The 23,480-nt window shown below is 44.9% G+C and carries 23 protein-coding genes and 1 pseudogene; all 24 read left to right on the top strand.

Annotation, left to right across the window (positions count from 1 at the left end; all coding sequences use genetic code 11):
• The first annotated feature begins 11 nt into the window (after positions 1 to 11).
• The 24 genes and pseudogenes from ftsA to OIT45_RS01755 all read left to right on the top strand — a co-directional run bounded on the left by ftsA (position 12) and on the right by OIT45_RS01755 (position 23,478).
• Positions 12 to 1,376, top strand: coding sequence for a cell division protein FtsA (ftsA, locus tag OIT45_RS01870; RefSeq protein WP_199404112.1), 1,365 nt, complete (start codon positions 12 to 14; stop codon positions 1,374 to 1,376).
• A 38-nt stretch (positions 1,377 to 1,414) separates the two neighbouring features.
• Positions 1,415 to 2,668, top strand: coding sequence for a cell division protein FtsZ (gene ftsZ / locus OIT45_RS01865; RefSeq protein ID WP_199404113.1), 1,254 nt, complete (start codon positions 1,415 to 1,417; stop codon positions 2,666 to 2,668).
• A gap of 11 nt (positions 2,669 to 2,679) precedes the next feature.
• A complete protein-coding gene (locus OIT45_RS01860; RefSeq protein WP_135797444.1) occupies positions 2,680 to 3,153 on the top strand; it encodes a cell division protein SepF in 474 nt (157 codons plus the stop codon).
• A gap of 11 nt (positions 3,154 to 3,164) precedes the next feature.
• Positions 3,165 to 3,428 (top strand): YggT family protein, encoded by a 264-nt coding sequence (locus tag OIT45_RS01855; protein WP_003608226.1) that lies wholly within the window; start codon positions 3,165 to 3,167, stop codon positions 3,426 to 3,428.
• Positions 3,429 to 3,440: 12 nt separating this feature from the next.
• Positions 3,441 to 4,226, top strand: coding sequence for an RNA-binding protein (locus tag OIT45_RS01850; protein WP_199404114.1), 786 nt, complete (start codon positions 3,441 to 3,443; stop codon positions 4,224 to 4,226).
• Between the two features lie 14 nt (positions 4,227 to 4,240).
• Complete coding sequence (locus OIT45_RS01845; RefSeq protein WP_264339792.1) at positions 4,241 to 4,876, top strand: DivIVA domain-containing protein; 636 nt, start codon at positions 4,241 to 4,243, stop codon at positions 4,874 to 4,876.
• Between the two features lie 290 nt (positions 4,877 to 5,166).
• A pseudogene (gene ileS / locus OIT45_RS01840) lies at positions 5,167 to 7,957 on the top strand (isoleucine--tRNA ligase).
• Between the two features lie 494 nt (positions 7,958 to 8,451).
• Complete coding sequence (locus OIT45_RS01835) at positions 8,452 to 9,114, top strand: histidine phosphatase family protein (protein ID WP_135797448.1); 663 nt, start codon at positions 8,452 to 8,454, stop codon at positions 9,112 to 9,114.
• 20 nt (positions 9,115 to 9,134) lie between these two features.
• Positions 9,135 to 9,803 (top strand): tetratricopeptide repeat protein, encoded by a 669-nt coding sequence (locus OIT45_RS01830; protein ID WP_199404116.1) that lies wholly within the window; start codon positions 9,135 to 9,137, stop codon positions 9,801 to 9,803.
• Entirely contained in the window at positions 9,784 to 12,321 is a 2,538-nt protein-coding gene (locus tag OIT45_RS01825) for an ATP-dependent RecD-like DNA helicase (protein WP_199404117.1), read from the top strand. The genes OIT45_RS01830 and OIT45_RS01825 overlap by 20 nt, the downstream gene beginning before the upstream one ends.
• 113 nt (positions 12,322 to 12,434) lie before the next feature.
• Complete coding sequence (locus OIT45_RS01820) at positions 12,435 to 13,157, top strand: YebC/PmpR family DNA-binding transcriptional regulator (RefSeq protein WP_199404118.1); 723 nt, start codon at positions 12,435 to 12,437, stop codon at positions 13,155 to 13,157.
• Between the two features lie 272 nt (positions 13,158 to 13,429).
• Entirely contained in the window at positions 13,430 to 14,884 is a 1,455-nt protein-coding gene (locus OIT45_RS01815; protein ID WP_135797451.1) for an NCS2 family permease, read from the top strand.
• 139 nt (positions 14,885 to 15,023) lie between these two features.
• Positions 15,024 to 15,920, top strand: coding sequence for a competence type IV pilus ATPase ComGA (comGA, locus tag OIT45_RS01810; protein WP_199404119.1), 897 nt, complete (start codon positions 15,024 to 15,026; stop codon positions 15,918 to 15,920).
• Positions 15,910 to 16,908 (top strand): type II secretion system F family protein, encoded by a 999-nt coding sequence (locus OIT45_RS01805; protein WP_199404120.1) that lies wholly within the window; start codon positions 15,910 to 15,912, stop codon positions 16,906 to 16,908. Before comGA ends, OIT45_RS01805 begins: the two co-directional genes overlap by 11 nt.
• Positions 16,902 to 17,216 (top strand): competence type IV pilus major pilin ComGC, encoded by a 315-nt coding sequence (locus OIT45_RS01800; protein WP_199404121.1) that lies wholly within the window; start codon positions 16,902 to 16,904, stop codon positions 17,214 to 17,216. Before OIT45_RS01805 ends, OIT45_RS01800 begins: the two co-directional genes overlap by 7 nt.
• Positions 17,200 to 17,595 carry a type II secretion system protein gene (locus OIT45_RS01795; protein ID WP_161690344.1) on the top strand — a complete coding sequence of 132 codons (396 nt, stop codon included), beginning with the start codon at positions 17,200 to 17,202 and terminating at the stop codon, positions 17,593 to 17,595. The genes OIT45_RS01800 and OIT45_RS01795 overlap by 17 nt, the downstream gene beginning before the upstream one ends.
• Entirely contained in the window at positions 17,582 to 17,779 is a 198-nt protein-coding gene (locus OIT45_RS01790) for a hypothetical protein (protein ID WP_199404122.1), read from the top strand. The genes OIT45_RS01795 and OIT45_RS01790 overlap by 14 nt, the downstream gene beginning before the upstream one ends.
• On the top strand, positions 17,752 to 18,192 hold the full coding sequence (locus OIT45_RS01785; RefSeq protein ID WP_135797457.1) for a type II secretion system protein: 441 nt from the start codon (positions 17,752 to 17,754) through the stop codon (positions 18,190 to 18,192). Before OIT45_RS01790 ends, OIT45_RS01785 begins: the two co-directional genes overlap by 28 nt.
• On the top strand, positions 18,173 to 18,478 hold the full coding sequence (locus tag OIT45_RS01780; RefSeq protein WP_199404123.1) for a hypothetical protein: 306 nt from the start codon (positions 18,173 to 18,175) through the stop codon (positions 18,476 to 18,478). Before OIT45_RS01785 ends, OIT45_RS01780 begins: the two co-directional genes overlap by 20 nt.
• 62 nt (positions 18,479 to 18,540) lie before the next feature.
• Positions 18,541 to 19,548, top strand: a complete 1,008-nt coding sequence (locus OIT45_RS01775; RefSeq protein ID WP_199404124.1) for a class I SAM-dependent methyltransferase — start codon at positions 18,541 to 18,543, stop codon at positions 19,546 to 19,548.
• Positions 19,549 to 19,660: 112 nt separating this feature from the next.
• Positions 19,661 to 20,851: an acetate/propionate family kinase gene (locus tag OIT45_RS01770; RefSeq protein ID WP_199404125.1), complete on the top strand. Its 1,191-nt coding sequence runs from the start codon at positions 19,661 to 19,663 to the stop codon at positions 20,849 to 20,851.
• Between the two features lie 267 nt (positions 20,852 to 21,118).
• A complete protein-coding gene (locus OIT45_RS01765; protein ID WP_199404126.1) occupies positions 21,119 to 22,183 on the top strand; it encodes a DUF916 and DUF3324 domain-containing protein in 1,065 nt (354 codons plus the stop codon).
• Positions 22,170 to 23,024, top strand: a complete 855-nt coding sequence (locus OIT45_RS01760; protein ID WP_199404127.1) for a hypothetical protein — start codon at positions 22,170 to 22,172, stop codon at positions 23,022 to 23,024. Before OIT45_RS01765 ends, OIT45_RS01760 begins: the two co-directional genes overlap by 14 nt.
• Positions 23,005 to 23,478, top strand: coding sequence for a hypothetical protein (locus tag OIT45_RS01755; protein ID WP_264339791.1), 474 nt, complete (start codon positions 23,005 to 23,007; stop codon positions 23,476 to 23,478). The genes OIT45_RS01760 and OIT45_RS01755 overlap by 20 nt, the downstream gene beginning before the upstream one ends.
• Positions 23,479 to 23,480 lie beyond the last annotated feature (2 nt).

Genomic DNA, 23,480 nt, shown 5'->3' with positions numbered 1-23,480 from the left:
GAGGTACTCAAATGGCCAACCACGGGTTAATAGTTGGTCTCGATGTCGGGACAAACACGATAAAAGTGCTAGCGGCGGATGTTCGAGATCAGCAAGCTAACATTGTGGCGGTTGGTCGTTCGATTGCCCACGGCGTTAAGCGCGGTGTTGTTGTGGATATTGAAGCAACAGCTAATGATATTCGACAAGCAGTTGCACAAATCAATGAGCAAACCAGCACGCCAGTTACAGAAGTTGTGGCTAGCTTGCCTGCAAGTAATATTCAAATTCAAAATGTTAGTGGTACGGTAACGGTAAAAGATAGTCAGCATATTTCTTATGAAGACGTTTCAGCAGCTGTAAAAGAAGCTGTTAAAGTTAATGTGCCAAACGATCGTGAAATTGTTGAACTATTGCCAACTGAATTTATCGTAGATGATTTTGATGGTATTCAAGATCCCAACGATATGGTGGGGATGCGTCTAGAAATGAAGGCAGTTGCCTACACAGCGCCTCGCAATGTGATGGGGAACTTGCGACTGGCAATTGCTAAAGCTGGATTACAATTACGCGACTTCGTGTTGACGCCACTTGCTTATAGCAAGACGATTTTGGATGACGGACAACAAGAATTTGGCACAATCATTTTGGATATGGGTGCGGGTCACACAACGGCAACCGTTGTCCATGATCATCAATTAAAGTTCTTATCAACTTTCCCAGCTGGAAGTGATAATATCTCACGCGATATTAGCGCTGTTTTGGAAGTTGGGTTGCACGATGCGGACATGTTGAAGCTTGATTCTGGTTTGGCACTTTCAAGTATGGCTCGTGAAGATAATAAGCTCGTTATCAAGAAGGTTAGTTCAGAAGAAACTGAACAAATCTCTGAGGTATTGTTGGCACAAATTATTGAAGCGCGTCTCATGCAAATTTTGGATAAGCTTGGCGAGAAGCTACAACTTGTTGGTGCGTTTGAATTGCCTGGTGGCATTGTTGTTACTGGTGGTGGTGCCGCATTACGTGGTACAACTGAAGCAATTCGTAGTGTCTATAATGTGCAAGTTAAGCCATTTTCACCAACTGATATTGGGCTACGTCACCCCGGTTATGCCGGAGCGTGGGCATTGGTTCACTATGCTGCACAACAATCACCAATTCAATTGATTGTTAAGGAGGCCTTGTACGGCTTGCCATTGACAGTTGTTGGGCAACCAACGATTGCGGTAGCAGCACCAGTGCAAAAGCCAACGACAAATCGCCGACCTGCGCGACCTGAAAGTCAAGCGGTTGTAGAACCATCAGTTAATGACACAGATGATGTCAATTATGATGAAGAAGAGAAGCCTAAGAAGAAGGGTGCATTGCTCAACTTCTTCAAGGAATTCTTCGACTAAACAAAAAAGAAAAGATAAGTGAGAAAAAGGAGCTCGTTATGGATTTCCAAATGGATATGAACCAAGAGTACGGCGCAACGATTAAAGTAATTGGTGTCGGTGGTGGTGGTGGAAACGCCGTTAACCAAATGGTGAATGACGGTGTTGAAGGTGTTGAGTTTATCGTAGCCAACACTGATGCCCAAGCGTTGGAGCGTTCAGCTGCAGAAAACAAGATTCAAATCGGTGCTAAGGCAACTCGTGGTTTGGGTGCTGGAGCTCGTCCAGAGGTTGGTGAGGCTGCTGCTAAGGAAAGCGAGCAAGAAATTGCTGATGCTTTGGCCGGTGCAGACATGGTCTTCGTTACTGCTGGAATGGGTGGTGGTACTGGTACTGGTGCCGCGCCAGTTATTGCTAAGATTGCCAAGGACTCAGGTGCTTTGACGATTGGTGTTGTAACACGTCCATTCTCATTTGAAGGTCCAAAGCGTGGTAAGTCAGCCGCCGAAGGTTTGGCTAAGTTGAAGGAAAACGTTGATACGTTGATTGTTATCGCGAACAACAACTTGCTACAAATTGTTGATAAGAAGGCACCTATTATGGAAGCTTTCAAGATGGTTGACGATGTCTTGTTGCAAGGTGTCTCAGGTATTTCAGACTTGATTACTAAGCCTGGTATCATCAACTTGGACTTCGCCGATGTTAAGACAGCCATGGCTGGTCAAGGTACTGCTTTGATGGGTATTGGTTCAGCATCTGGTGAGAACCGCGCTGCTGAAGCAACACGCAAGGCAATTGCCTCACCATTGTTGGAAGCTAAGATTGAAGGCGCAACAAACGTTTTGCTTTCAGTTAAGGGTGGCGCAGACATGTCATTGTTCGAAGCGCAAGAAGCTTCAGAGACGATTGCACAAGCTGCTGGAACAGATATTGACATTATCTTCGGTACAACGATTGATATGGAAATGGAAGGCGAGTTGGTTGTGACGGTTATTGCAACTGGTATTGATCGTCCAGCAACGCCACGTCCAGAAATCAACTTGGGCGCAGCCAACACGGCTAGCCCATTTGAAGCAGTGTCTGAGCCGGTAGCACCTGTGCAACAACAAACCGCACCGGTTCAACCACAACAACCAGTGAACACTGATCCTTTTGCTGACTGGAACGTGACGGCTGAGCCTACACAACAAGCAACCCCTGCACAAGCTGCACCGGTTGAACCAGTTCAACCGCTTTCATCAGAAAACACTGCTGCTGACGAAGAAATTGAGCGTCCAGCTTACTTTAACTGGATGAAGCGCGGCGAAAAGTAAGGAGACTACCGATGGCTTTTGAGAATTTTAGGAACTTCTTCATGGGATCAGATAGTGATTATTACTATGAAGAAGAAGAGGCACCGGAAGAGCAATACGTGCAAGAACCTGCACAACAAACAACGTCAAAGACTAAGGCTAACAATGCAAATGCAACACGTCCAACGGCTGCGCGTCGTCCGAATGTATTGCCAATGGATGGCTCACGTCCAGGTGAGACATCAAAAATTGCATTGTATGAGCCACGTACGTACGCTGATGCCCAAACAATTGCGACGCAATTGTTGGCTGGTGAAGCGGTTATCGTAAACCTAGGTTCAATTGATGAAAACACAGGCAAGCGTGTGCTTGACTACTTAGGTGGAACGGCCTTTGCTGTTGACGGTATCATTGAACGTGTTGGTGAGCGTATCTTCCTTGCTACGCCTCATAATTTTGAGATTTCAGGAACGATTTCTCAAAATTTGGGACAACAATTTAATTAATAGGTGACCAAATGTTAACACTCATTTTATCGTTATTGATGTTGGTCTTGCGTGCCATGGAGTTCGTAATCTTGATTTGGGTGCTGATGTCATGGTTACCCGGGGCACAACAATCAGCCTTGGGACAATTGCTAGGTCGTATTGCCGGAATCGTTGTTGATCCGATTCGTCGTGTGATGCCTCGTACGGGAATTATCGACTTTACTCCTTTGATTGGTTTGCTACTTTTGCAAGCTGCTCAAGTAGGCCTACGCGCAATTGCACAAGCATTCTAGAGAAATAAAAATATGGCAGATAATGTATCACAACATTTCCGCCCGAGCGAAGCTACATTTATTGATGTGGCACAAGGCTTAATTCGTCAGGCATTGGATGAGTATCGTCCAGTACTGACGAATTTTTTGAACCCGCGGCAGAGATATATTTTGGAGACGTTGGTTAACCAGCATGATGAGTTAAAGATTGCTCACTCTGGTGGCTACACCGACGCCGAAAGTGCACGGTCTTTGATTGCACCGGATTATTACGATGTACAACAGGACGATTTTGAAATTGCTGCAATCCGCATCAACTATCCAACCAAGTTTGCTGAACTACATCACAGTACTGTACTTGGTACACTGATTAATAACGGGTTATCTCGAGACAGTTTCGGGGACATTATTAGTAGTGAAGATGGTGATTGGCAAATTGTTGCAACGGAACAGATGGCGCGGTTTATTACGTCATCACTGGATCACGTCGGTAAAACAAAGGTTCGTTTTGAACCAATGATGCTAGCTGATATCGTCACACCGCAAGAGGAATGGGATGAAATCAATACAACTGTGTCATCGCTTCGACTAGATACTATAGTGGCTAATGGGTATAATGTATCTAGAACGCATGCTAAAGAATTAGTTGAGCGTGGCATGGTCCGAGTTAACTGGACCGAAATTGACCGACCAGACTTTATGTTGGCGGTTAACGATTTAATTTCAGTGCGCCGGTTCGGTCGCATGAAATTGCTAGCTGAAAATGGTATAACAAAAAAAGATAAATGGCGTGTCACATTGGCCGTCATTAAGAAATAGATTGGAGAACGATCATGGCATTGACCCCACAAGAGATTTACGCTAAGGAATTTAACACAAAGAGTAACAAGTGGTATGACAAGGCTGAAGTAACGGCTTTCTTGGACCAAATCGTAACGGACTACGATGGTTTGCTACAAGAGAACCAAACTTTGAAGACGCAATTGGCTGAAGCAGACGCTAATGCTAAGCAAGTTGAAGAGATGAAGCAATCTGTTAACTCATCAATTTTGATTGCGCAAGAAGCAGCTGACCGTTTGAAGAAGCAAACTGAAGCAGAAGCTGAGGCAACGTTGCAACAAGCGCAAGCTGAAGCACAAAAGATTGTTATGGAAGCTAACGCTAAGGCCAACTCATTGTTGACTGAATCTCAATCAAAGAACGAAGCATTGGTTGCTGAGCACGATGCTTTGAACAAGGAGATGGGTGCATTTAAGGCTAAGATTGAGGGCATGTTGAATGCACAATTGGACTTGGTAAAGACTGACGATTGGGCCGCATTCCAACAACCTGCTGCATTCCAACAACCACAATCAGCTGCACCAGCTGCCCCAGAGTCAGCTGCGGCACAAGCTAGTTCAGAGGTAGAAACGGTTGTTATCTTCCCTGAATCAAACGAAAACGAAGAAAACTTCTTGAATAAGGACTAATTTTTCGTTATCATGTAATCATGGTTTCTTGACCAAACGGCAAGATGTATTCCAAACAGCGACCTAGGATTTACCCGGTGAGAGCCTAGGATGGTTACGCAGCTTGTTTATCAGCAAGAATGATTTTTTAAATACACAGAAGAGGCGGCTTTTTGCCGTGAATTCGGGTGGTACCACGTTGACATGACGTCCCGCATTGGCTATTTGGCCGATGCGGGATTTTTTAGTTTCAGGGTAAGCCGCATGTCAACGCGGTAGCACTTGAATTGAACAGAAAGGATTGCGCTTTTATGAAGATGAAGCAAACCTTGAACCTAGGAAAGACGAAGTTCCCAATGCGTGGTAACCTACCACAAACTGAGCTACAACGTGAAAACATCTGGTTCGAGAACAAGGTCTATGAGCAACGTCAAAAGATGAACGAAGGTAAGCCATCATTTATGCTTCACGATGGCCCTCCATATGCTAACGGAAACATTCACATCGGACACGCGATGAACAAGATTTCTAAGGATATCATCGTTCGTTACAAGTCAATGAATGGTTTCTACGCACCATTTGTCCCTGGTTGGGATACGCACGGTTTGCCAATTGAACAACAATTGACGAAGGCTGGTAAGGATCGTAAGGCGGTTGGCCCAGTTATCTGGCGTAAGATGGCCGAAGAATTTGCACGCAAGCAAGTTAAGACGCAAATGGCTGACTTCAAGCGTTTGGGAATTTCAGCTGACTGGGATAACCCATACTTGACGTTGTTGCCTGAATTCGAAGCTGCACAATTGCGCGTCTTCGGTGAGATGGCCAAGAAGAACTTGATTTACCGTGGTAAGAAGCCTGTCTTCTGGTCATGGTCATCAGAATCTGCTTTGGCAATGGCTGAAATCGAATACCACGACATCGAGTCAGACACGGCGTTCTTCTCAGAGCGCGTTAAGGACGGTAAGGGCTTGTTGGATAACGACACGTACTTCATCGCCTGGACGACGACACCTTGGACGGTACCAGCTTCACAAGCTTTGGCTTTGAATGCTGATTTTGAATACTCACAAATCCAACCAAAGGGTTCAGACAAGAAGTACATTGTCGCCTCAGCTTTGTTGGGTGCCGTTGCGCCTAAGTTCGGCTGGGACGAGTACGAAGTTGTTGCAACCTTTACTGGTAAGGAACTTGAAATGGTGACGACTGAGCACCCATTCATGGACCGCGAGATTTTGGTTGTTAACGCTGATTACGTTACGGCAGATGCCGGTACTGGTGCGGTTCACACGGCCCCAGGATTTGGTGAAGATGACTTTGCTACCGGTCAACGTTACAACATGCCAGTTATCATGAACGTTGATGACCAAGGTAAGATGACCGCTGAAGCTGGTCCTGACTTTGAAGGTGTCTTCTATCAAGATGCTGATAAAGTTGCCTTGCAAAAGCTTGAAGAAGCTGATGCGTTGATCTTGCACGAACCAGTTGTTCACAGCTACCCATTTGACTGGCGTACTAAGAAGCCAGTTATCTTCCGTGCTGTGCCACAATGGTTCGCTTCAATCGATAGCTTCCGTCAAGACATTTTGGACGCATTGGACGATGTGACGTTCCAACCAGAATGGGGTAAGAAGCGTTTGTACAACATGATCCGCGACCGTGACGACTGGGTTATCTCACGTCAACGTGTTTGGGGTGTGCCATTGCCAATCTTCTATGCTGAAGATGGTACGGCAATTGTTGATCCTGAAATCATCGACCACATCGCTGACTTGGTAGCCGAGCATGGTTCAAACGTTTGGTTCGAACGTGAGGCCAAGGACTTGTTGCCAGAAGGTTACTCAAACGAGCACTCACCAAATGGCGAATTTACCAAGGAAACGGACATCATGGACGTTTGGTTCGAATTCAGGAACTTCACACCAAGGTGTTATGGCAACGCGTCCAAACCTAAGCTTCCCAGAAGATTTGGTTTTGGAAGGTTCTGACCAATATCGTGGTTGGTTCAACTCATCATTGATCACTGGTGTTGCCGTAACTGGTAAGGCCCCTTACAAGTCAGTCTTGTCACAAGGATTCGTCTTGGATGGAAACGGTGAGAAGATGTCTAAGTCATTGGGTAACATCATTTCACCTAACGAAGTGGTGAAGGAGATGGGTGCTGAAATTATCCGTTTGTGGGTAACGTCAGTTGATTCATCAGCCGATGTTCGTGTATCAATGGACTTGTTGTCACAAACGTCTGAGACATACCGTAAGATCCGTAACACGATGCGTTTCTTGTTGGCTAACACGTCAGACTTTGATCCAAAGGCTGACACGGTTGACTTCGATGACTTGGTTGCAGCTGATCAATACTTCTATGCCCGCTTTAACAAGTTGGTTGCCGACATTAAGGCTGCCTACGACGCATATGACTTCCAAGCAGTGAACAAGTTGGTTATCAACTTTATTAACGTTGACTTGTCAGCGTTCTACTTGGACTTCGCTAAGGACATCTTGTATGTTGAAGCACCTAAGGGACACGCCCGTTTGTCATTGCAAACGGTCTTGTACAAGGTCTTGGTAGACTTGGACAAGTTGTTGTTACCAATCTTGCCACACACGGCTGAAGAAATCTTCGAGTATCTAGAGCACGAAGAAGGCGACTTTGCATACTTGACTGAGATGCCAGTTGTTGAAGACATTGCTAACGCTGACGAATTGATGGCTAAGTGGTCACAATTCATGACGTTGCGTGATGCCGTAAACAAGGCTCTTGAAGTTGCCCGTGATGCCAAGTTGATTGGTAAGCCAGCCGAAGCAGCGGTAACGTTGTTCTTGACTGACGACCAAAAGGCTTGGTTGGATTCATTGGGACAAGATGTTCGCGTCTTGTTGCTTGTTTCTCAATTGCACGTGGCATCAGCTGATGAAGCTGGTGATGCAACGGACTTTGATGGTTACAAGATTGCGGTTGCTCACGCAGAAGGTGAAGAGTCACCACGTGATCGTATGTACCACACTGATTTGGGCGCAGATCCTGACTTCCCAATGTTGTCAGCACACGAAGCACAAATCGTCCGCGAGAACTTCCCTGAGGCTTTGACTGAAGGTTTGGAGTAATCACGGTTACACACTAAAAATATAATATCGATAACAGGAAAACGCCGGGAGATTTTTGTCTCTCGGCGTTTTTACGTCTATAATGGAGGATATATAGTTTATGGTTTGTGTCGACGCGTTGCGTCGAGTGGCTGGGGGCTTCTTTAGGCCCGCTAAACCGGACATGTCAAAACCGTGGGAGGCGGAGCCCACTGCGTTGCAGCGTACACCTTTACCCTCCGTAATACTAAGGGGTAAAACCCCTAAGTATTACCCCCACAGGTTTAGCCATGTCCGGTTCTATACGCGGGGCGCCCCCAGCCACAGCAACCGAGATGTTCTTGTCTGTTTGAGAATTACATCTGCCGGAAACCCATTGGGAGAGCTGTTCACTCTGCAGGTCATGGTCTGGACGTGTTAGCGTGCCTAAAGAAGGGGCCAAGCACTCCGGCCGTCAGGACGGACACTCACCACTACATAAATACATAACCAATCAAAGAGAAGGAGACCAACGCATGACGAAGCTATACTTCATCCGCCACGGTAAAACAGAATGGAACGCAGAAGGCCGTTTTCAAGGAGCGGGTGGTGATTCACCATTGTTGCCTGAATCATACGACCAAATTAAGATGCTCGGCAACCACTTGAAGGATATTGAATTTGCACACGCCTTTTCAAGTCCGATCAAGCGTGCCCGCATCACAGCCGAAGAAACGTTGGCAATGCTTAACAAGCGCCCTGAATTGACGTTTATGGACGGCTTGAAGGAGTTTTCATTCGGTGTTTGGGAAGGCATGAGCTTCGGTGAAGTGCAAGAGGGTTGGTATGACATGTACGATGCTTCTCGTAACCACCCAGAGAAGTTCGATGCAAGTCAAGTTGAAGGAGCTGAGTCATTCGAAAGTGTTCAAAAGCGTTTCCGTGAGGCGGTTGAAGAAGCTGTCGCAACATATGGCGGTGAAGATGTGAATTTGGTCTTCTTTAGCCACGGCGCTGCGTTGACGACGGGAATGGGTGGTCTAACTGGCATTCCATTGGCTGATTTACGTGCACGAGGTGGCTTGGGTAACACAAGTACATCTATCCTAGAAACGCATGATGGTCACACGTTTACGGAAATTTCACGAAATGATACAAGTTATTTGGGCGTCGCAAGTGATGCCTCAAATACAATTTAAAGAGAAGAAGGATTTTTAAGATGACGCAACCAGAAAATGCAGCACAAGCAGATATCGCTCGCTTGGTAAGTGAGATTAACGCTAACCCAGACAACTGGCAAGCCTATGCAGACTTGGTGGCTGTTTTGGTTGCCACGGAAAATCTTGTGGAAGCTGAAGAATTGGCTTTGAAGAGTTTGGGATTGTTCCAAGCTAACGATGAAGCCTTGCAAAATTTACTTTACGCGGCTGGAAATGTTTACTACGTTGCCGGTGACTACGCGCGTGCGAATGAGTTTTTCGCTAAGATTACTGATTTGGATATTTTGCATGATGCAACGGTTATGCAAGCCCAAGCATGGTATGCACAAAATCAATTCCAAAAGGCATTGGTATTTGCGTTGACGGCAGTAGAGCAACAACCAGAAGACGTTGCCGCCCAAGTGCTACTGGGTAACATTTGGCTTGGTTTGCAAAACATGGATAAGGCAACGGCTGCATTTAATGACGCTATCCATGTGGACCCAATGAGTTTTGATGCTAATTTCGGTCGTGGGATTATCGCAATCGTTGATGGTGACCGTGAAAATCAATGGTCAGCTACGGCTGAAATGATTGATATGGAACGATATCGCGCTCAAGCCCAACGATTGGATGAAATCGTACAACTACTATCAGGGAGTCGTGTAGATGAGTCAGAGTCAAACTAGTTTGTTCGATGGCCCAGCGGCATCGGATGAAACGCCGACTGTCACTGGGCAAGTGAAGAATATTCTGTTTGCTGCCCAAGATTCTTTTTATAAAGTCATGATTATCGAAGTAGCCGAACAAAACTTCGATTATGATGATACTGAATTAACGGTGACTGGTAGTTTTGGTGATATACAAATTGGGGCTAGTTATGAGTTTAAGGGTCGGTTAACGACGCACGCACGTTATGGGGTCCAGTTCGCGGCTCAAAACTATCAACGTCAGGCGGCAAGTACAACGTCTGGTTTGGTTGCTTATTTATCAGGTGACCAATTTCCAGGGGTTGGAAAGGCGACAGCCACGAAAATTGTTGACGACCTTGGGATTGAAGCGATTGATAAGATCTTGGAATCGCCAGACATCTTGATTGAAACCGGTATTTCAACCAAATTGCAAGAAGTCATCGTGAAGCAGTTGCAACAATCGGACGGTATGGAACGCGCTATCATCGCGCTTAACGATTACGGTTTTGGCTCAGCCCTTGCAACTGTGATTTACCAAAAGTATCAGCAGCAAACTTTACAGATTTTAAAAACAAACCCTTATCAAATGGTCATCGATATTGAGGGCGTTTCATTTGCTCGTATCGATCGATTAGCAGCCCAGCAGGGAATTGATGCGTTAGATGCACGTCGCATTCAAGCGGGTGTTATTTCCGCAATCAACCAGGCAACATTTGAGTCTGGTGATACCTTTATGCAAGTTGAAGCGTTGCTACAAACCACGCAACAAATTCTTGAACGTTCTCAAAATGCACGCATTGATCCAGCGCTGATTAAGCGAGCGCTATTAACTTTGACGTCAGATGGTATCGTGATTGCTGACGGGCAGAACTTGTACATTAAGGCGTTGTTTGAGGCTGAACGTGAAATCGCGCAACGCATGGTGCGCTTAAGCAAAACGAAGAATAGTGAATACAAGCGCGCTGATGTTGTTAAACAACTGGCTGAAGTTGAGGAAGAGAATCCATTTCCGTATGACGATGTGCAGCGTGATGCGATGATTGCGGCTTTGATGAGTAATCTCTTTATCCTGACGGGTGGACCCGGTACAGGAAAGACGACCATTATTAATGGTGTTGTGGCGACCTTGAAAAAGTTGTTGCAAGACGAAGGAATGAAGTGGGATGAAATTAGTGAGAGTATTCGTTTAGCGGCGCCAACTGGTCGTGCAGCCAAGCGACTTTCTGAATCTACCGGTATGCCGGCTTCGACAATTCACCGTTTGCTAGGCATCACTGGTCGTGAGAACACGGACGACATTGATATTGAGGAACTAAGCGGTCGTCTGCTGGTGATTGATGAGATGTCGATGGTGGATACGCAACTATTCGATTTATTGTTACGTGCGATTCCAAATGGCATGCAAGTTATTTTGGTTGGCGATAAGGATCAGTTGCCTTCTGTCGGTCCTGGTCGTGTTTTCTACGACTTGTTGGCTAGTGGACTGTTGAATTATCGTGAGTTGGAAACGATTCACCGTCAAGGTAAGGGATCAACAATTATTGAGCTGGCGAGCTCAGTGAAGAGTGGTGTCTTGCCAGTGAACTTTACCGAGCGCCAGCCTGACCGATCATTTTTCCCAGCGCAAACAAATCAAGTGCCACGAATGGTTGAACAGATTGCCACGAGTTGGAAGGAACGCGGGAATTCGGTTGCTGATATGCAAATTCTAGCGCCAATGTATCGCACGCCAGCTGGTGTACACAATCTAAATGCCGTGGCACAAGAAATCTTCAATCCAATGACGGCCAAGAAGCGTGAAATTCATATGAAGCTGGGCGAGTTGGAATTTAACTTCCGCGTTGGTGACAAGGTTATGCAGACGGCTAATGATCCGGAGCATAATGTGTTTAATGGTGACATTGGTTATATCACGTCAATTATGCTGGCGAAGGACAAAAGCAACGAAGATAACACGGACAACATCACAGTGGCGTTTGATACCGGCGAGGTTGAATACACCCGCCAGAATTGGAATCAGTTGACGTTAGCGTACGCAACGACGATTCACAAGGCGCAAGGTGCTGAGTATAAGTTGGTTATCATGCCACTCGTGAATGCGTTTAGTCGTATGCTACAACGTAATTTGCTATATACCGGGTTAACACGTGCTAGTGAATCGTTGGTCCTGATTGGCGATGTGAGCGCTTATCAACGCGCAGCCGAAACTGAGGGTGTTAATCGACACACGACGTTGCAAGAACGACTACAACAAGCACAAGATGGACAGTTGCCAGATGTGCCGGACGATGACAAATCATTGGCAGCCGTAAATGCGATTAATCAAAAACCAGTAGCAGTTGTACCGTTAGATGAAGAAAATGCGACCATCGATGACGCACCAGTGGTTGATGAAATCGTGCAAGCAGTCGCAGAAGATGATGACGATTTGCTAACGATTGCGAAGATTATGGACGAATCCATCGACCCAAATGTGGGGATGGCAGACATGACGCCATACGACTTCATGCCTTAATAAGGATGTAACGGTAGCGCGTCACTAACATTGTGCTATAATCTACTAGTCAAGCACTAGTGAATTGTGCTAAAATTAAGCGATAAATTTTCGAATGAAAAGGGGTTTCTGAAATGTCAGGACACAGTAAGTGGCATAACATTCAAGGACGTAAGAACGCCCAAGACGCAAAGCGTGGTAAGATCTTCCAAAAGCTTGCCCGCGATTTGTACACGGCAGCTAAGGCTGGCGGTGTAGATCCAGACTCAAACGCTTCATTGCGTTTGGTTATCGACAAGGCTAAGGCAGCTAACATGCCTAAGGATAACATCCAACGTGCCTTGGATAAGGCTTCTGGTGCCGGTGGCGCTAACTACCAAGAGTTGACGTACGAAGGTTACGGACCAGCTGGTGTAGCCGTTTTGGTTCAAGCTTTGACTGATAACATCAACCGTACGGCTGCTTCAGTTCGTTCAACGTTTAAGCACTTCGGTGGTGAATTGGGAACGACTGGATCAGTTTCATTCCAATTCGACCGTAAGGGTTACATTGAAATCGAGCGTACTGAAGACAACGATATCGATGAAGATCAATTGTTTGAGGACATGTTGGAGGCTGGTGCCGAAGATATGAAGACTTACGATGACCAATTCGAAATCTACACGGACCCTAAGTCATTCCCAGAAGTACGTGATGCTTTGGAAGCAAAGGGTTACACTTTGGTCAACGACGAAGTTACGATGGTTGCACAAAACCCAATGGCAGTGCCTGAGGATAAGCAAGCATCATTGGTTAGCTTGGTTGATGAACTTGAAGAAAACGATGACGTACAAGCTGTCTTCACGACTGCTGAGTAATCATCTCATGAAAAACCGACCAATTATTGGTCGGTTTTTTTGTAGGCGCAAAAGTTGACGATGTGAACAAAAAGCGATAAAGTAGTAAACAATTATTAATAACTTGAGTCGTTAACGTGTTTCGCCACAGACTCGGAACAAAACGTGCCTGGTATAGCTATATGCCTGACACGGTTAACGACGCCGAGAGTAGTTACTTTTGGCGTCGTTTTCTTTTCCTGTATCATTTGGCGAACCGTAATGATACGGGATTTTTTTTAGGAGAGATAAGCATGTTAGAACGCTTTTTTAAGCTGTCAGAGAACAATACGACAGTTCGAACAGAAGTGATTGCCGGTATTACAACATTCGTTGCGATGGCGTACATCATTTTCTTGAATCCGTCAGTATTGTCTATGACGGGAATGCCAAGTCAAGGAGTTTTCTTGGCAACTATTTTGACGGCCGTTGTGGGAACCCTTATCACGGGACTTTTTGCTAACTTGCCATATGCCTTGGCACCATCAATTGGTATGCAAGCCATGTTCACGTACACGATTGTTTTCGGACTCGGGTACACGTGGAAGCAAGCATTGGGAATGGTGTTCTTGGTCGGCTTGGTTGACGTGATTATCACGTTGACGAAGGTTCGATCAATGATTGTTAAGGCTATTCCTGATCAATTGAAGCACGCTATTGCGGCTGGTATCGGTTTGTTTATCGCCTACATTGGGTTGAAGAACGCAGGATTCTTGAACTTCTTGGTCGATCCACAAAACATCATGACATTGAACAATAAGCCATTTACTGAAGGTGGTGGTGCTAAGGTTATTGAGAGCATTACAGCGAATGGTGGGACGACGCCATCAATCTCAACGTTCTCAGAGCCAGCAGTATTGTTGGGCTTGATTGGTTTGATTATTTTGGTATTGTTGGTTGTCGCTAACGTACCAGGTGCCTTCTTGCTTTCTGTTTTGATTACGACCGTTATTGGTATCCCAATGGGTGTGACAAACACGCACATTGATGCTATGGCGTCATTCTCATCAACATTCCACGACTTTGGTTCAATCTTCGGCCAAGCCCTTGGACCTGATGGATTGTGGTCAATGTTCACGTCACCAAAGCACGTTCTGATTGTCGTTTTGACGGTCTTCTCAATGGGATTGTCAGGTTTGTTTGATGCCATCGGAACATTTATTGGAACTGGTATGACGACTGGTATCTTCTCTGAAGCTGACCAAAAGGAGTTCTACGAAGGTAAGGGCTTCAAGTCAAAGATGGATCGTGGTTTGGTTGCTGATACGTTTGCAACGATGTTTGCGGGTATCTTTGGAACATCAAACACGACGACATTTATTGAAGCGTCAGCCGGAATCAAGGCTGGTGGACGTACTGGTTTGACATCAGTCGTCATTTCAATTGGTTTCTTGCTTGCTATTATTGCAGCGCCATTGGTTAATGTGATTCCATCTGCTGCAACGGCACCAATTTTGGTTGTGGTTGGTATTATGATGATGAATGAGTTTAAGTTGATTACATGGGATGATATTGAAATTGCCATTCCGGCATTCTTCACATCAGCCTTCATGGCCTTCTCATACTCAATCTCATACGGTATTGCTGCCGGATTTATTTTCTACGTTTTGATCAAGAGTGTGAAGCGTAAGTTCAACCAAATTAGCCCAATTTTGTGGGTTGTCACTATTCTGTTCTTGCTTAACTTCATTTCGTTGGCAATTAATTAATAAACAATATTTAACGCGTGATGCCTTGTGTATCACGCGTTTTTTGTTTTCATCGAATTTATGAAATAAAACAAGTCGGAAAATAATTGGAAAAATGGGTCGTTTTTCACTCTTTCTTTTCGAAGGAGGTGAATGAGACATGAGCGTTCAAAAACAATTTGCTTCGTTGGTACAAACTGCTGCTCAGGTACGCGCTAGTGACTTATACGTTATGCCGGGTGAAGATGGCTATCGAGTGTTTTGTTACACGGCAACCGGTATTCAACCATTAGCATCTCTAACCTTGGCTAATGGTGAAGCTTTGATTCGCCACATTAAATTCGAAGCCCGGATGGATATTAGTGAAACACGACGTCCGCAGCTTGGTCGATGGCGTTATTTGCTGGACCAAGAACAATTGTATTTACGAATATCTAGTGTGGGCGATTTTTTGAATCGGGAATCTATTGTTGTGCGGTTGATTTTTGCTGTTGATGACCAGCATATTCAGTTAACGTCCCAAAGTGATGTAGTCGCCGTTGGTGAGGCAATGACGAGTGGTGCTGGTCTGATTTTGTTGGCCGGCCAGATGGGGTCAGGAAAAACAACGACGCTCCATTATTTAGCCTATCGATATTTGACTGAGAAAATGGTGCTGACGATTGAGGATCCAGTTGAAGTGGTGCAACCAAACTTTTTGCAATTGCAGGTGAACAAGGCAGCTCAGATGGATTATCCGGATTTGTTGAAGCTGGCCTTACGCCATCATCCGGATGTGATGATTATTGGTGAAATCCGAGACGCCCAAACGGCGCAAATTGTGGTTGAAGCAGCTCTGAGTGGCCATTTAGTTATCAGTACGATTCATGCGATGTCGCATCTGGGCATTTGGCATCGATTACGTGATTTTGGTGTACCAACCGGGACGTTGCGCCAAGTGTTAGCCGGGCTGGTTTATCAAAAGTTGGTTTTGACTGACGAAGGAGTTGCCGCCGACTTAGCGGTATTAACGGGTGATGTATTGCAAGAAAGGGTGGCTGAGTGGCATGCAGAATAAGCGGTGGCCTAAATCAGCCCAGGTTGATTTTTTTGAGACGCTGGCACAATTGATTGCTGTTGGGTATGACTTGGAAAAGGCACTGGTATCACTGCAATCCTTGTTGCCTAAGTTGCGTCAGGATTTGCAAGTTATCGTCGGCGGTTTGCGAGAAGGCCGCCATTTTTATCGGTTAATTACCCCCTACGTTCGGTCGGAAATTCGTCGTGAACTAGCTTTTGCGGTAGTACACGGTAATTTGATGGACATATTAGCTGAAATCGGCAGCCGTGAACGCCGCCGGATGCAACAAATTCAAAAGTTACGCCAACTATTGTTGTATCCGGTTATGCTATTCGGTTTGTTGGCTGTGATATTTGCAGTTTTTATTCAGTTCCTTTTGCCGGAGTTTACGAATATGGGGATGGCGTTGCCGACGTTTCCTGGACTGCCAGTTGTGATATTTGCAATGACGTTTGTGCTAATTGTCGTAGGTGTTGCGGGCTTATCCTGGTGGCGGCGCCATTCTTGGCTGCAGAGATTAGTTGCGATTAGGCGTTTGCCCTTAATTGGTCCGGTCATGCGTTTGAGTTTGGATTACCAAATTTCATTACAGTTGGGATTGCTGTTGACGAGTGGTGTGAGCTTTTCGGTAATCGTGAAGCGCTTTGCAAGTTTAGATGAAGGTGGCGTTCTGAAAGATGTCAGTCGGCTGGCCGAAAAGTCACTCACGGCTGGAGAAAGCATTGCTGAATTTGTCAGGAAAGTACCACTGTTGCCTCGTGAGAGCGAACTGCTATTTTCAAAAGGCAAGCAGCAGCATGAAATCGGTCAAGAGTTTCAACTACTGGCTGAGCGGAAATTTGAATTATTAGAACGGCAAATTAGTCGTTATTTATTGATTATTCAGCCATTATGTTTTGGCGTAATCGGCTTAGTTGTCGTCGGCTTATATTTATTGATGTTAATGCCGATGTATCAAAATATGGGGGAATTAATGACATGGTAAAGCAAAGCAAGCGTAAAGGGTTTACATTGATCGAAGTTGTCACGACTGTTTTTATCATTGGTCTGTTGGTATTGATAGTCTTACCAAATGTTAACCATGTGCGTGCATTCGCGGAACGTAAGCAACAAACAGCGTTGGTACAAACTGTCCAAACACAAGTTGACTTATATCGTAATGAAAACGGCAGTGCGCCAGCAAGCTTGAAGGATTTAGCGGATAAGGAATATTTATCTGAGGGTCAATTGGCACAAGTTGATAAGGCCGCCATTACATTGAAGGGAGATCGAGTTGTTGCTGGTAAGAAGTAGACCCGCATTTACTTTAATCGAAAGTATTGTTGTGTTGGGAATTATCAGTGCATTAGTAACCGGCTTTTCAGTATTGAAAAGGCCTGAAACACAGACCTGGTCAAAATTTGAACGTGAATTCAGCGAAGCATTCATGCTTGCTCGGCAAAAGCAGGTTGGCTTAAATGAGACGTTCTACATCAAAGTGCGAGAGAACTATATAGATGTTGATGGCCAAGTTGTCCGGACACCAACAAATTGGATTGGTGGTAGAAAGACGGTTCGCTGCCAAGTTTTCACGATGGCACCGGGGAGCTTTTCGTTTTATAACAAAGAAACGATGCGTCGACGGAACGTGGTCTTTCAACTAGGAGGTGGCACTTTTCATGTTCAGACTTAAGGGAACGTTACTGTCAGAAGCGCTCGTATCGTTACTGCTGGTGACGATGACAACTTGGTTAATCGTGACAACTATGCAGTACTTCAACAGCCTACAGACTAAGGAAGAAGCCCAAATGAAAGCGGCACGACGACAATACTATGAGGAACAGCGCCGATGGCTCGACGACACGGATTCACCATAGCTGAAACGCTTGTGGCGTTACTTGTGTTCAGTTTGGTATTAAGTATATTAAGCTTAGTAGCGACAAATTTAACGCGTTACTATCAGAGTAGTCAAAATCAGCAACGTGAAGCGCAAGTCGCCCGGGCGATTATGTCGTTGGAAGTGCCAGACACGAGGCTGACGCTAACAGAATGTTTCAAACGTCAATTGGTTCTGTACAGTAAAACGAGGGATACCAAATATTATTTGGACGTCAGGCATAAGGCGCTTGGCCTGTATACGCGTCAAGGTGGCAACATGAAGTACATCAATCAGGTCAAACGGGTTAATTTTGTGCAACTGTCCAGGCAACGTGTGCAAGCGATGATTGAATTTGAAGAAGGAACTACCGTGACACAGGAGATAACGTTTTATGAAGGAGCGGCGGGGTAGTTTATTAGCCCACACGTTGATGATGATGCTACTTTTCTTGAGTGGGTTTACGGTTTGGGTGATGGGACAAACTCGGCAACAGCAAGCACGTCATTTGGTGATTATGAATTGGACGAGGCGGCAAGAAGCGTTGCGTTTCTTGATGGAAAACCCGGAAGCCCCTGTAGAGCCACAAAATACGATAAACTATCCAGCGGTGATTGAACGAGATGATTGCAAAGAAGTGGTGCTGGTGGCCGAAAATCATCGGGTTGTGATGCCAAGATATCGTCCTGTAAAGCCCTAGAATTGTTGAGAAACAGCTAAAACCTGCTACACTGTTATTTAGTATAAAAAAGAGGTGAGCGCATGTTTGAGACAATCGAAAACGCAGTAAAGCATTTACAGGCAGCACAAAAGGAAATTGCTGATGCCTTGGATATGGCATCAATTGAAGCTTTGGTTGTGATGATTGAAGTGATGTTGAACCAAGAGGATGAAGAGTGGGCAACGTTGTCAGAAGAACGACGCACGGCGATTGTGGCGATGATTGATGATGCAGCATTTGATAGCATGACAGTAGAATTGAAGCGCCAAGTGTTGCAATTGCTTTTGGTTGCGACGATGCGTGAAGATGGTTTGCAAGCGAACTATCAAGTGACACCAGATGCGATCGGTATGTGGGTTGGTTTCTTGGCTGAGCAATTTACGGCGAAGAACGCGGCAACAAAGCTACTTGATTTGACGGTTGGAACTGGAAACTTGTTGGCAACAGTGCAACAAGTCCTTGTCCAACAAGGGAATGCGTTGACAATTAATGGTGTCGAAAATGACGATACGATGTTGACCGTTGCCAGCGGTATGGCAGCTTTGCTTGGCTTTGACTGGCAACTAACATTGGCTGACGCGGTGGCAAGTGAGCTACCAACTAATCAAGATGTTGTTGTGGCCGACTTACCAGTCGGTTACTATCCAGCTGAAGTGCCAAGTCACTTTGCGACGACGGCTGAGGATGGCTTGACTTATGTTCACCATTTGTTGATTGAACAAGCCGTTAATGCTTTGCGCCCCGGTGGATTGGCAGCCATCATTGTGCCAGCAAATCTATTTGAGACCGAACAAGCACAATCATTGCTGAAGTACTTGCAATCAGAAAACGTGTACTTCCAAGCTTTGTTGCAATTCCCAGACAAGTTGTTTGCGAACAAGGCGGCTGCAAAGGCGATCCTTGTTTTGCAACGTGCGGGTGGGGATGCTATCCAAGCAACGCCAGTTATGTTGGCAAAGACACCTGAATTGGCTAACGTTGCAGAGAACAAAGATTTCGTGACAGAGATGACTGCGTGGATGACTGCGAACCACATGCTACATGCGTAGTCGTACGACTGACACACGTCCGAAATAGTTGACAAGATATTCATAAGAAATTGTGATATACTAATCTGCAGATATTGAACAATTCCGTTTGGAAAAGAGGAGACAAGTACACATGGCTAAGACTATGGCGATTAATGCCGGTTCATCATCATTGAAGTTTCAATTGATTGAGATGCCAGCAGAAAAGGTAATTGCAAAGGGACAAGTTGAACGAATTGGTTTGAGCGATTCAATTTTCACGTTGAAGTTCAACGGTGAGAAGTTTGAGTTGATTCAAGACATCGACAACCACGAGGCTGCCATTAACTTGCTATTGGAACAACTTAAGGAACACGAAGTCATTGCTGACTTGAACGAAATCACAGGTGTTGGACACCGTGTCGTTGCCGGTGGTGAGTGGTTTAACCACTCAGTTATCGTTGATGACGAAGTGTTGAACAAGATTGATCGTTTGGCTGCTTATGCACCATTGCACAACCCAGCCAACGCTATGGGAATCCGTGTATTCCAAAAGTTGTTGCCAAACGCCACGTCAGTAGCTGTATTTGACACTGCATTCCACCAAACGATGCCACGTAAGAACTACTTGTACGCATTGCCATACGAGTACTACACGAAGTATGGTGCACGTAAGTACGGTGCTCACGGAACATCACACCGTTACGTTGCAGCTCGCACTGCCGAAATCTTGGGTAAGCCATTGGAAGACTTGAAGATTGTGACATTGCACTTGGGTGCTGGTGCCTCAATTACGGCTATCAAGGATGGTAAGTCATTGGATACGTCAATGGGATTCACGCCATTGGCTGGTGTTATGATGGCTACGCGTTCAGGTGATGTTGATCCTTCATTGGTTTACTACATCCAAGAGCGCGAAGGTTTGACTAACGACGAAATGCTTAACATCTTGAACAAGAAGTCAGGTTTGTTGGGTGTGTCAACGTTGTCAGCTGACATGCGTGACTTGAAGGCTGTTCGTGATACTAACGAGCACGCTGAATTGGCTATCCAAATGTTCGTTGACCGTGTTGTTCGCTACATCGGTCAATACTACATGGAGCTTGAAGGACTTGATGCTATCGTCTTTACGGCTGGTATCGGTGAAAATGCCGATGACTTGCGTTCAGAAATCATCAAGCGCTTGAACTTCATGGGTATCAAGATGAACGAAGAGCAAAACAAGCAACGAGATGACGAGATGATTATCTCAACGGACGACTCTTCAGTTAAGGTTTTGAAGGTCGCAACCGACGAAGAAATCATGATTGCTCGCGACGTTGAAACGTTGAAGAACGAACAATAATAAGAATGTAAAAGGTGAGTCTGACATTTGTGTCGGACTCACCTTTTTGCATGCACTAAAAATCAAACGGCATAGCGTGCTCTAATGAGGATGCTATGCCGTTTTTGTTTACTCCGTGAAAAGGATATTAAAAATATTGGTGATTGTATTTTTAGATAAATTAAAAAGAGTTAAAAGGCGTTATTCACAACGCCCTTTAAAGCGGTTATGAACAGAGAATACAATCCACTTGTTATTGTATGAGGAAGGAAACAGGAGGATGTCAGAATGAAAAGAAAACTACAACTTGCATTAGCAGTCGCGCTAGCTATTGGTGTCAGCCAAGTCGGTACGACGGCTTTTGCAGACAATAGTGCCCTTGGAGTCGATCCAATTTTTCCAGAGAGTCAAATTGATCCTAAGACAGGTTACTATGATTTGAACGTGCAGCCTGGTCAACAACAAGATTTGCAAATGACTTTGATGAACGGTGGCTCAAAACCACTACGTGTTCACATCAGTGCTAATCCTGCTTCGACCAATGATAACGGGGTTATTGAATACGGCAAGAATAAGATTAAGGTTGATTCTTCGTTAAAAGCTAATGTCGGCAAGATGATTACGCTTCCCAAAGAAGTAACTATTCCAGCTAATTCAACAACAACAGTTACCGCTAAGTTGGCGGTCCAACCCGAACACTTTGATGGTATTGCTGTTGGTGGTCTTTCATTTGTAACAGATCCAGATAAGGGGCAGCAAAAAGCGACTGGTGTACAAATTCGTAACCGTTATGCCTATAACATTGGTGTTGTGTTGCATGAGTCACCTGATACAGTAAAACCAAACTTGCACATTCACCAAGTGCGTGCGGCGTTGGTTAACTATCACACAGCCGTCTTGGCAAGGTTGCAAAATGATAAGCCTTCATTTATCACTGGCATGAATTCACATGCAATTGTTTACAACGCTAAGACACATAAGCGTATCTTGACTGAAGACAAAAAAGATCAAAAGGTAGCACCAAATTCACACTTTGACTACACGATGATGTTCGCAGATGGTCAAAAATTAGCGCCAGGTAAATATGTGGCTGACATTAATTTGAAGGCTAATGAAGGTCACTGGCACTTTAAGCAAAGCTTTGATGTCTCAGGACAAAAGGCACACGCCATTAATAAGCAAAACGTAACGGTTAGTCATTTTGCTTGGTGGCAAACACTTCTACTCTTGTTGGCATTCTTGTTATTAGTATTGTTGATTACCTACTTAGTACGACGTAATCGAAAGCAAGCCGCTGAACTACGCCGTCTAAAGAATGGTGTACGTGAGGTGAGTGATAATGAAAAAAATTAAGACATTAAGTTCGATTAGTTTGGTTACGACGTTATTAGGATTAGGCATGCCGTTGTTAAATCCTATTTCTACAATTAATGCGAATGAGATGGGGGAAATGCAAATGGGCGCTCCGATTGATCTAGATGTTCCAACACCGAACGTTGAAGATTTCAATAATGAGAACGCTACTGCAAAAACAAATAATACGATGAGCATTCAGGCATGGCCAACGCCAACTTATAACAGTACAGACCATAGTTGGCACTTTTTGAATGGAGAGGGTTCAGTATATGGTTCTGCATCGGCTGCATTTAAACGTGCGATAAGTACAAAAGAAAACTTTACTATTGAAGCAGATTCGTTCATAACTTCTGATTCACAGTGGAAATACTCTACAGACACTATTGGCATAGTACTGTCAACAGCGTCATCAGATAAATTAGCTGAGTCTCAAACTGACGGTCAAAAAAGTAAAGCTGGATATGCAAATCCTGATGTGGCATGGCAAACTATGATTGGTTCGCAACCATTTGTTGATTGGACAGACAATTGGTTGTTAAAGAAATCATCCCACCGAGAATTCATACGTCGAACCATTAAGGGAGCACAAAGGCAGCTAGATGGGAAAGATTTTGGTCAAGATCCCAGCACAGCCGGACCGCTTGATTCAACTTACTCTGTAACCTATGATGCTGGTACACGAGAACTGACGTACAAGACGAAGCGAGGTGCACAGGCAACTGATACATTGCCAGATGGTATTAATGAATTATATGTGGGATTTTTGTCTGATATTCAAGGATCTGGTGAGCACGATGTCACAAGAATGCAGTTAAAAAATGTCAGCATCTTATGTTAAAACGCACACGACTGTTCATTTTGTGAATAAAGATGATTCCACTAAATCCCTTGGTAAGGATACAACAATTAATGGAATTGTTGGTCAAGATTTATCAATTTCAGGAAACGCTGTGAATGCTAATGGTTATTATTGGACGGCACCAAATATTAAACACGCAACGTTAAGTGATGGGCCAGAAGATAAAGCAGCCCGTACGATATTGACTAAGCCGTTGGTGACTATGCCTAAGGATAGTAAAGATGATACTCCCAATGTAATCAATGTAGTATACAGCCGGCCTGTGGGGACTTTGCCATATGAAATTGTTGACGATGATGATCCGCACTCAGCAGTAAATTCTAAAGGCACCATTCCCTTAAAAGTTAATAGTCGTTACGATTACACGCTGTCATCTATTGTAAATGATGTAGATATTCCAGATGGTACTTATCCCGTTTCGTTAAAGAATTAGAC

It is taken from the genome of Weissella sp. LMG 11983, from assembly GCF_025908495.1.
Classification (GTDB): Bacteria; Bacillota; Bacilli; order Lactobacillales; family Lactobacillaceae; genus Weissella; species Weissella fermenti.
Note: the sequence above shows the minus strand (reverse complement) of the source record. Positions and strands in the feature narration are given on the sequence as shown.